The sequence below is a fragment of the Mesorhizobium sp. M7A.F.Ca.US.011.01.1.1 genome, assembly GCF_003998295.1.
Lineage (GTDB): Bacteria > Pseudomonadota > Alphaproteobacteria > Rhizobiales > Rhizobiaceae > Mesorhizobium.
This window is the reverse complement of the sequence record NZ_RZRT01000024.1, coordinates 77,882-86,702: the sequence shown is the minus strand read 5'-3', so window position 1 is coordinate 86,702 and position 8,821 is coordinate 77,882. Positions and strand designations below refer to the sequence as shown.

Here is an 8,821-nt window from a genome sequence, read left to right as displayed (position 1 = left end):
GTGTTGTCATTGGCGAACGTCCTCATGACCTGGCGTCCTTGCCTTTCTTGACGCAGAGCCGCCAGCCTTCGCCCTGTCCCGGCACCAAGCCCTGAGATCCGACTTGGGCATGCCACATTGATCCGTCATAGGTGGTCAGATCACCGCGCTTGTAGGCGTCGCTTGATTTCCAGACGCCGCGATATTCAAGCTGAGGGCGGCTCTCGATCTCGGCGAGGCGCGTCTCCAAGGACATGCATCGACGCGACAGCCATAGAAAGCTCGCCTTCTGCGCTCCGATCATCGCGGCCAGGAAGTCCAGCCCGACCTTCACGTCGGGATGGAGGCCATCTTGCCTAAAGCCGTCCTGAATCTTCGCGACCCAATAATCAACGGAGCGGTCGTACTCCTTGAAAAACACGTCATCCTTATCGGCGTGGCTGCCCCTTATGATGTCGGGGTATTCTGGGGGCCCGCGTTTGAGAACCTTTTCGTTGATATCCCAAGCCCGCCGCTGGACAGGCGCCGCTGCAACCACCGCCTTTTGCTTGGGCTCCGCCAAGTCACCGAGTTCGACATTGAAGCGATCGTCGTGCAGCTTTTTGAGGTGGCTGCGGAGCGCAACGATCTGCTGACCGAGGCGCTGCTGTAGGTTGTGGTCCATCTCGGCCAGATGCTTCTTGGCATCGGCATCCAGCGCAGCCTCTTTCTCGGCGATCTGCCTTTCGAGGCGTTCAATCTCGACGTCGATCTTTCTCAAGTCGGCTTGGCGCTGGTCGACAATGACGGGTCGCTTGGTCATTTCGAACGCTTCCATCCGGCGAGTTCGCGCTCATGGCGATAGCGCTCCATGCTCCGGCGACGCTTGCGCTCGGCTTCCGTCTCGTTGAGGCTGACCGAGACTTCCTTCTTCGGCGGTAGAGTGCCTTTGAGCGCCACTTGCCGGACCCGTTTGTTTGTCATCATTTGGCTTCCTCGATTTCATGAACGATGCCGCGCTGCTGGCACCAAGCCAATGTCGACGGCAATTCCGTTGCGGCTTCGGCTGCAAGAATCGCAGGATCGGCGCCCGATCGTTGAGCGATCACGGTCAGGATGTCGGTATCAACCTTGCGCATGAAATCAGCCTGACGCTGCAGTTCTTCGGCTGTGTACCGCCTTCCATCGTCCACCAGGACCATCGACGATGGGTGGAGCAAGATTTCGCAGCCTGGAGCGGCTAGCCTGATATCGGCGGCCATGGCGACGAGAACCGCACCGCTGGCGCACTGCTTAAGTATCGCAACCTTTTTGTCGGCCGGGTGTCGTTCGATCACAACGAACAAGTCGACGGAGGGCAAACATTCTCCGCCTCGGCTGTCGATACGTATGTCGATCGATTTGGCGAAGGGTGCTGCGTCGAGCTTGGCTTTGACGCGTTCGAAGGTCTCACGGGTGATGTCGCCATAAATGTCGATGTCGATGTGGTCAGGTCCGGCAGAACCATTCGCGCGGGCTCTGGAAGCTTCTTCCCGCATCTCAGCCAATTCGACCGATGAGGTTCCGAACCAACCAGGCTGATCGCCAGGATCTGCGAGCATTTTGATAAACATATGGGATCAGTTCCGATCGGCGTGCTGTAGCGCCGCGCGGACGAGGCGAAGGCGTTCGATCGCAGGGGCGCAGACACCCGGAAGACGGCTGATCTTGGCGAGGTCCAGGCTACCGGCTCGGGCGCGGAATGCCGCACCGTAGCCGAGCAGCCTTTCCAGATTCTCGATCGACTCTTCGATGGCCTCGCGAAGCTGCGCGATCGGTTCGGCCAGTGCAGGCGCGATGCTCGCCTCGTAGGCGCGGACCGCTTCGTCGCGTCGAGCTTTCGCTGCAGCCTCGGCTTCGAACAATGGCGCCAGCGCCTGGCCGAGTTCTTCGACTTCGGCATGGGTGATCGACGGAGGTTGCCCGAGAGGTTGGTTCTGGAGGCGCCGGCCTGCCTCGATATGGCGCTGCTGGCCTTCCTCACGCGCTGCGGTGGCGTTTCGGAGTGCAGCCTCGGCTTCGGCGATCGAGGGCGGCCTCTGAGGCACGACAAGCAATTTCTCGAAGTCTGTGGCAGGCGCAGATTTCAGGCGGGCAAGCATGCGGCGCTCCGTGGTTTCTGTCACAGTGAATCTACGCGCCGGCATCCGGCTTGACCCGTCATGCATGACTAAAATCTTTCCGCTTGATGGCGGCCATCAGCTCCCGTTCTCTGAGGACGGGCTCAGCAGATGAGCGAACGATTGAGACAAGCTCCTGGGTAACGATCAGAGCCAGCGCGCCCTCGCATATGTTTCGGCTGGCGAGCTTGGCGCTGTCGATGTCGGGGTACTTGGCCAGGATGGCAGCAGCCACGAGATCCGGATTGAGGCTGAGACCAAAAACCGATTCTTTGGCCTTCTCTCGCGAACGCCTGCGATCTTGTGCAGCACGCCATAGTGAACGCTGCCGGTTGGCTTCGTCGTCGGAAAGGATTGCGATTGAACGCGCGGCGGCCGTCATACGGCCCCCCAGTAGTTTGCACCGGAACGAAAGGCAGACTGGCGAATTCTACCCCGAACTTGAGCCCCGAAATCGCGTGGAGCGGACCCATTTACCGCGCTGCGAGGCTCGCGCTTCTGAGATTTCAGTTCATCAGACAGTTCGAGGTCATCGAGTTGGCAGCGCAGGAGGTCGAGGAGGCCCTGAGCAATCTGGTGGATGACAGCGGTCAAGGTGTCATGCAGCATCGAGGTGCCCTCCGATCTCATCGAGCAGTCGACGCGCCCGACCGAAGTTAGGATCGTTGTTGTTCAGCGTGGCACGCTCGCCAACAAGTCCGTCCAGCCAGTCGAGCCAGTAGCGCAGCCTTGAACTGTCGGCCCCGTTCTTCATCGAACGCTCGGCCATCGCCAGCATGGCGCCAACGCTGATCGTGCTCACCGCGTTCCTTGCCCCTTTTTCGAAGGGCGCCTGCGTCGATGACGCCGTTTCTACGGGATCTATTAAGATCGTTTCACGGGATCTATTATAGGTTTCACCTAATATATTTACCTCAGGAAGTGATTGATCCTGTTCACTATTCCCAAAATTGCCGCTACCTATCGGGGCAATTTCGGTAACGGCACCGCTACCTGTCGGCATGTCATGGGTAACGGTCTCGCTACCTATGGCGTCATCATTGGTAACGGGACCGCTACCTATCCCACCCTTGAGATAGGTCGCGTCGAACTCGGTATAGACGATCGAATAGACCCTGAGTCGGCGGTTTAAGGGGTGCTGTTTGGCAGTGATGTAGCCTCGGCCGGCGAGCACGCCAAGCGACCGCGACAATGCTTTGAGATGGCAACCGACAAGGGTTGCCAGGCGGGGATGGCTGGCATAGCAGCCGACACCATTGGCGCCAAAACGGTCGTGAGCGGCAAGCGCGATCAACACCCGAAAATCTTCGCGGTTGAGTGTCTTGTCGCCGATCGCACGCGTCGGCACAGGCGAGTAAGTTTGCTTGGGAGCGGCGGCCATTAAGAGCGGCCTCCCGGCTTCACCTTCAACGCGCGGCGGTGGACGAGCTTGTGATGCTTGCGGCACAGCCAATCCACATCGGCAGGCTTCCTATAGTTGGCGTGGTGCCCGTCCGTTTTCGGTTCGCCGCAGATCCGGCACGGCTCCCGCTTCACCAAGCCCCGGCGAATGGCGGCATCGAGGGCGGAATGGCACCAGACAGCCCATTGGTTGGCGGCCTTCCACCTTCCCTGCGGCGTGTCTGGTGCTTGCCGTTTAAGGGTAGGTTTGCTATGTTCCGAAGCGTCACATGCCGGGTAGGTTGATGACGTTTCGAAGCCGGTGAGCGTGGTTGCACACGCCGCCGGTTTTTCGTTTTGCTGATCCATTTAGCTCGCCCTCGCTTTGATGAGGTCGGCTTCACGGATGGCTTGGATTGCCTCCAGAGCGGTCAATCCGAACCGCTCTTTGATGTCGACAATTGCGGGGCGGGGGCGGCTTTGCTTCGGCGTAGTGGCGAGCCATAGAGCGGCCTCGCCAATCAACGCCGTGTTCTCGTGATCGATGCCGCTGGTCATTATGCGGCCTCGCCGTTGTTGGCGAGGGGGCGTGACGCTACCCAGGCTTCGATTTCGTCGTCAGCCCAGACGCGAGTGTTAGCGCCGAAATAACGGCCGGGAGGGAAGCCTTCGAATTTGACCCAGTCGAGCAGGGTCGGCCAGTTTTGGACGATGCCGCGCGATTGAAGGTCTTTGAAGCGGAGAAACGTAGTCATCTGGTGCCTCTTTGGTTGAGCGAGAGGCCACCCAGATACGTCGGTCTTAGCGGAAAATAAAAAGCTTTAAGTAGCGCTTTGAGGCGCAATTAATTGGAAGTCTTCGAAGCGAAAGCGGTCTTCGCCAGCGGCCCTTGAATCGCTCACGGTGGTGTAACTCTCCTCAACGGCTTCCCGCGTCACCGATTGCGCATATTTGTTTTTGCTGAGCAACTGCATTGCTTCCTTGATCAGGCTGTCTCTGGTCGGTCCGTCACTCTTGCTGTTGATAGATGGCCGGCCCTTTTTGGCCGGCTCTGGCAGCTCATCGAGCCCGGCAAGAAACAGGCAGCTTCTTACAGCCGACCATCGGAGATAGTGCGCATAGTCCTTTGTCATCCGGCTCTTAAGGCGGGCGTGAGGGCCTTTAACCCCTGGCATGGATTTTGTGTTGAAGTTGTCAATGATCAGGTTGAGAACCGCCACCGATGCCCATTCAGGCAGCGGAATTTTCCATTCGCCGCACATCCCGACAGCGCTGAAAAGGATCGGAAGCAAACCGGTTTCTTCCCAATGTTTTTTCCATCCATTGAGGTAGCCGTCATAGAACTCTTGGTGGTTCATTGTGCTGCCTTCCTGATCGGCACCACGTTGGCGCTAGGGTCGTTCTTGATGATGGTATCGAGGAGGGCGCCGAGACGCTCCAGAGCATCGCCCTTCTCGTCACGGTAGGCATGGCGATCATAGATCCCCTCAACGCCGGCAATCACGTGGCCCATGACACGCTCGGCGATGTCGGGTCGGACGCCAGCACGGGACATGAGAGAGCGCGCCGTGCGCCGAAGATCGTGGATCACCCACGGCGCTAGCTTCGCTTGCGCTTCCTTCACTCGCTTGTCGAAGTTGATTTTTGCCCGCGACATGCCGTTGAAATGGCCGTCGTCGCCGCGACCAGCGAAGACGTAGGGGTTTTTACCCATGCGGCTTTGACTGCGGATGATTTCGAGGGCGAGGGCCGAGAGCTTGAGGTCGCCGCCCGTTCCCTTCTCGCGGTCGTCGCTCGGCACGTGCCAGACTCCATCAACGGAAACGTCGTCCCATTTGATCGTCATCAGCTTTTCGCGGCGTTGAGCGGTCGCGAGGGCAAACCGCATCATCGCGCCAAAAGGGCCTTCCGAATGTTTCCAGATGACGCGGATTTCATCGTCGGTAAGGATGCGCTCGCGAGCCCTATCCTTCGGAACCGTGCGGCGCATTCCCCGGACGATCGGCGAGACATAATCATCGTTGCGAGCGGCAAACCAGTTGCAGACACCGCGAACGATCGCCAGCACCGAATCCGCCTGCCGGGCGCCGTTCTCGTCCTCGATCTTGTCGAGCAGGGCGGCAACGTCGCCGCGCCGGATCGAGACGAATTCCCGCTTGCCCCACTGCGGGATGACATACACGTCAAGGCAGCGGCGGATTTCATATTCTGAGAGCAAACCCTTGGCGACAACGTGGCGTTTGAGATAGCCGTCTGAAACGTCATTGAAGGTCACCGGAGCGGCCTTTTGTTCGACGGGTGGCAAACCCTGGCGGATGCGCTCAATGGCGTCCCTTGCCAGCGTGCGCGCCTTCTCAATGCCCATCTTGTCGGCGGCGCCGATGGTTGCCCAGACCTGCTTGCTGTTCGGGTCGCGCGCCACGGCAACGAACGACTTCGCCCCGGACGGCATGACGCGGACGTAATGCCCGCGCAACTCGGGATCGGGGGAGGTATACCGCGCCGCCTTTGGCTTCAGCGCCTCAACGCCGGTATCGGAAAACTTGCGCCTGCGGGTCATAGGACTTCCTTCCGGCTAACGGCTGGCTAACAATCGGTGCCGATAAGGACAACTAAAGTCAGCTAAGCTGGAATGAAGTAATATGCCTTTTCAGTATGTTATGCAACGGTCGCGTTAGCCCTGCTTAGCGCACCTTAGAGGTGAGGGCCTGACTTTTAATCAGTAGGTCATGGGTTCGAATCCCATCGCGCTCACCAAATCCACGCGATAAACTGTCACCCATCTCTCGGGAAGGGCACACCACAACCGGTGGGGAAGCCGTCAACGCTTCCAGAAAGCGCGGTGCGGTGCGAGCATCTCGTCGGCGATTTCGGGGAAGGGGCCAAAGACCTCGATCTTTTTCTGGCCGGAGTCGAGGACGGTGCGCGAAGAGAGGCTCATCGTCGGATTCTCTGCGTGATCCCCGGTGAGCGCCAGCAGCTCGGTCTCCTCGAAGCCGTAGACCAGCCGGCCGATATTCGCCCAGTAGAGCGTTCCGGTGCACATCGCGCAGGGCTCACCGGTTGAGACCAGCGTGCATTGCCATAAGAACTCCGGCTCGTAGGCTGCCGCGGCGCGCCGGGCGAGCTCCGTCTCGGCGTGGCGCACCGTGTCGAGATTGCCCTGCCGCATCAGCACGCGGTCGTCCGGTCCGACCAGAACGCAACCGAACGGATGATGCCCATGCGTCGCCGCCTCGCGCGCGACCGCGTCGGCGGAGCGAAGGTGGGCGAGCATCTGATCGCGTGTCATGGCGAAATCCTGCGACGCCGGCATCCAACCGATAGCGGCTCTTTGGACGAAGATTGCTGCCAACGAAAGCGAGTGGCAAGAGCAAACCGCCGCTTGAGGCCTTTGCGTCGGGATGTCAGATCTTTGCCTATAATCGCCGACCGGCGTCGAACAGATGAGCGCAGGCGCGGCAAAGCGGAAAGCCAGATGAAAGGCCATCCTCGCCGAGCTTCTCGAAGCAGTTTGGCGGCGCGAGATGCGAACAGCCTCAGACGGAAGGCTCCCCGAACACCAGCGATACATGGCCTCCGGCGTGGCGTTCGAGCCGGCCGGCGAGGTCGAGTTCCAGCAGCACCATGAAGACCTGGGCCGGGTGCAGGCCGGTGTGGCGGATGATCTCGTCGACCGCCACTGGCGTCGGGCCGAGCGCCTCGATGACGCGGGCGCGGTCGCTTTCGCCGGGCGGTGGTGTGGCCGAGAAATCGGGCGGCTCTTCGAACGGCGGCACGTCGGGCGCTCGCATGCCGGTCAGCGGGGCGATTGCCCTGGAAATATCCGATGCCTCGGTGACCAGGGTGGCGCCATCCTTGAGCAGGCCGTTGGTACCGGCGGCGCGAGGATCGAGCGGCGAGCCCGGCACGGCGAAGACCAGCCGGCCCATTTCTCCCGCAAGCCGGGCGCTGATCAGTGAGCCGGAGCGTTGCGCTGCCTCGACCACCACCAGCCCAAGGACCGCACCCGCAACAAGGCGGTTGCGGCGCGGAAAATCCTGGGCGCGCGGCTGCCAGCCGAACGGCATCTCTGAAATGATGGCGCCACGCTCGGCGATTTCCTCGCACAGGCCGGCATTTTCAGGCGGGTAAGGCAGGTCGAGGCCGCCGGCCAGCACGCCGATCGTGCCGGTCGCCAGGCTGCCCTGATGCGCCGCGGTGTCGATGCCGCGCGCCAGGCCGGAGACGATTGCGTAGCCGTCGCGGCCGAGGTCGGCCGCCAGCATGCGTGCCATCTTGATGCCGGCCAGCGACGCGTTGCGTGCCCCGACGATGGCGACACCCGGCAGCCGGAAAACAGCTGCGTTGCCCTTTACCGCCAGCAGGGGCGGCGGATGGTCCATGTTGCGCAACAGGGGTGGGTAGTCTGTCTCACCGATCCCGACAAAGCGGGCGCCGGCCTTTCCGGCTAGTTCCAGTTCCGCCTCGGCTTCGGCAACGGAAGGGATGCGAGCGATCCGGATGGCGCCGCCCGAAATCATCAGTTCCGGCAATATCTCCAGCGCCACCTCGGCCGAACCGAAACGGTTGATGAGGTCGCGAAAGGATGCGGGGCCGACATTCTGGGTGCGGATCAGCCGCAGCCAGCTCAGCCGCTGCCGGTCGCTGAGCCGCGGCCCGGCGGTCGGCCCACTCACCACGGTGGCGTGATCGCTCAACCCTTGGCTCCGATCTTTCCTTCGGTGCCGGTAAGCAGGCGCGAAATGTTTTCCCGGTGCTTGATGAAAACGATGATGCTCATCAGCACGAACAAGGCCGCATTCTGTGGTGTGCTCAGCCCATAGAGGGCGATCGGCACGATGACCGCCGCTGTCAGCGCCGCAAGCGAGGAATACCGGAAGAGGAATGCCATCACCAGCCAGGCGACGGCGAAGATCAGCGCCACCTGCCAGGCAAGGCCGATCAGCACACCGAGATAGGTGGCGACGCCCTTGCCGCCCTTGAAACCGAGCCAGACCGGGAAGAGATGACCGAGAAAGGCGCCGAGACCGGCCCAGATCGCCAAGTCAGGCGCGAAATGGCCTGCTATCAGCACGGCGGCCGTGCCCTTCAGCGCGTCGAGTAGCAGCGTCGCGGCGGCAAGGCCCTTGTTGCCGGTGCGCAGAACGTTGGTGGCGCCGATATTGCCGGAGCCGATCTTGCGCACATCGCCAAGGCCAGCCGCGCGGGTGAGCAGGAGCCCGAACGGAATCGAGCCAAGCAAATAGCCGAACACGAGCGCTGGGATGAGGCTGTAAATCATTGTTTCCCCCGCATTTCCCCAGTTCGGCCGGATCAGGCGC

General features: G+C 61.1%; 14 protein-coding genes and 1 tRNA gene. 1 reads left to right on the top strand and 14 read right to left on the bottom strand.

What is annotated here, in order from left to right:
- Nucleotides 1-22 precede the first annotated feature (22 nt).
- The 11 genes from EOA13_RS21265 to EOA13_RS21220 all read right to left on the bottom strand — a co-directional run bounded on the left by EOA13_RS21265 (nt 23) and on the right by EOA13_RS21220 (nt 6,057).
- Nucleotides 23-781 carry a hypothetical protein gene (locus EOA13_RS21265; RefSeq protein ID WP_164780226.1) on the bottom strand — a complete coding sequence of 253 codons (759 nt, stop codon included), beginning with the start codon at nt 779-781 and terminating at the stop codon, nt 23-25.
- Nucleotides 778-945: a hypothetical protein gene (locus tag EOA13_RS37960; RefSeq protein ID WP_164780224.1), complete on the bottom strand. Its 168-nt coding sequence runs from the start codon at nt 943-945 to the stop codon at nt 778-780. Before EOA13_RS37960 ends, EOA13_RS21265 begins: the two co-directional genes overlap by 4 nt.
- Complete coding sequence (locus EOA13_RS21260; RefSeq protein WP_127295609.1) at nt 942-1,571, bottom strand: ATP-dependent Clp protease proteolytic subunit; 630 nt, start codon at nt 1,569-1,571, stop codon at nt 942-944. Before EOA13_RS21260 ends, EOA13_RS37960 begins: the two co-directional genes overlap by 4 nt.
- Nucleotides 1,572-1,577: 6 nt before the next feature.
- Nucleotides 1,578-2,099, bottom strand: a complete 522-nt coding sequence (locus EOA13_RS21255) for a hypothetical protein (protein WP_127295607.1) — start codon at nt 2,097-2,099, stop codon at nt 1,578-1,580.
- Between the two features lie 58 nt (nt 2,100-2,157).
- A complete protein-coding gene (locus EOA13_RS21250; protein WP_127295605.1) occupies nt 2,158-2,499 on the bottom strand; it encodes a hypothetical protein in 342 nt (113 codons plus the stop codon).
- Between the two features lie 216 nt (nt 2,500-2,715).
- Nucleotides 2,716-3,498: a helix-turn-helix domain-containing protein gene (locus EOA13_RS21245; protein WP_127295603.1), complete on the bottom strand. Its 783-nt coding sequence runs from the start codon at nt 3,496-3,498 to the stop codon at nt 2,716-2,718.
- Nucleotides 3,498-3,866, bottom strand: a complete 369-nt coding sequence (locus tag EOA13_RS21240) for a hypothetical protein (RefSeq protein WP_127295601.1) — start codon at nt 3,864-3,866, stop codon at nt 3,498-3,500. The genes EOA13_RS21245 and EOA13_RS21240 overlap by 1 nt, the downstream gene beginning before the upstream one ends.
- Nucleotides 3,867-4,055: a hypothetical protein gene (locus EOA13_RS21235; RefSeq protein ID WP_127295599.1), complete on the bottom strand. Its 189-nt coding sequence runs from the start codon at nt 4,053-4,055 to the stop codon at nt 3,867-3,869. It lies immediately after the preceding gene.
- Complete coding sequence (locus EOA13_RS21230; protein ID WP_127295597.1) at nt 4,055-4,252, bottom strand: hypothetical protein; 198 nt, start codon at nt 4,250-4,252, stop codon at nt 4,055-4,057. Before EOA13_RS21230 ends, EOA13_RS21235 begins: the two co-directional genes overlap by 1 nt.
- Nucleotides 4,253-4,318: 66 nt before the next feature.
- The gene (locus EOA13_RS21225; RefSeq protein ID WP_127295595.1) at nt 4,319-4,855 is read right to left on the bottom strand and encodes a hypothetical protein; all 537 of its coding nucleotides are present in this window, start codon (nt 4,853-4,855) and stop codon (nt 4,319-4,321) included.
- The gene (locus EOA13_RS21220) at nt 4,852-6,057 is read right to left on the bottom strand and encodes an integrase family protein (protein WP_127295593.1); all 1,206 of its coding nucleotides are present in this window, start codon (nt 6,055-6,057) and stop codon (nt 4,852-4,854) included. The genes EOA13_RS21225 and EOA13_RS21220 overlap by 4 nt, the downstream gene beginning before the upstream one ends.
- 126 nt (nt 6,058-6,183) lie before the next feature.
- Here EOA13_RS21220 and EOA13_RS21215 point away from each other — a divergent pair.
- A tRNA-Lys gene (locus tag EOA13_RS21215) sits at nt 6,184-6,250 on the top strand.
- 68 nt (nt 6,251-6,318) lie between these two features.
- Here EOA13_RS21215 and EOA13_RS21210 read toward each other — a convergent pair.
- The 3 genes from EOA13_RS21210 to plsY all read right to left on the bottom strand — a co-directional run bounded on the left by EOA13_RS21210 (nt 6,319) and on the right by plsY (nt 8,781).
- Nucleotides 6,319-6,789, bottom strand: coding sequence for a nucleoside deaminase (locus EOA13_RS21210; RefSeq protein ID WP_164780222.1), 471 nt, complete (start codon nt 6,787-6,789; stop codon nt 6,319-6,321).
- A 247-nt stretch (nt 6,790-7,036) separates the two neighbouring features.
- Complete coding sequence (gene dprA / locus EOA13_RS21205; protein ID WP_127295617.1) at nt 7,037-8,176, bottom strand: DNA-processing protein DprA; 1,140 nt, start codon at nt 8,174-8,176, stop codon at nt 7,037-7,039.
- A gap of 17 nt (nt 8,177-8,193) precedes the next feature.
- Nucleotides 8,194-8,781, bottom strand: coding sequence for a glycerol-3-phosphate 1-O-acyltransferase PlsY (gene plsY, locus EOA13_RS21200; RefSeq protein WP_127295589.1), 588 nt, complete (start codon nt 8,779-8,781; stop codon nt 8,194-8,196).
- Nucleotides 8,782-8,821: the final 40 nt, after the last annotated feature.